Genomic DNA, 268 nt, shown 5'->3' with positions numbered 1-268 from the left:
AGGGCTGATTGAAGAATATTGATAGCGGCATTTTCATCCCTGTCTGCTTCAGAACCGCAGTGAGGACATTTATGAGTTCTGGTGCTTAAAGTTTTAATGACTTTTTGACCGCAGTTTGAGCAGTTCTGAGAAGTATTTTTAGGTTCAACTGCGATAACTGGAACTCCATAAATGCTGCCAAAATATTCCAACCATTTCCTGAATTTATACCAAGCAGCATCACTAATTGATTGGGCTAAATGATGGTTTTTTACCATGTTACGCACTT

Annotated in this window: 1 protein-coding gene; it reads right to left on the bottom strand. The window is 38.8% G+C overall.

Annotated elements, in window-relative coordinates; all coding sequences use genetic code 11:
- On the bottom strand, positions 1-268 hold a 268-nt coding region (locus AC0QHF_RS00380), incomplete at both ends, for an RNA-guided endonuclease InsQ/TnpB family protein (RefSeq protein WP_324702209.1).

This window comes from Lyngbya sp. CCY1209, from assembly GCF_055795065.1.
This window is presented reverse-complemented; position numbering and strand designations above follow the sequence as displayed.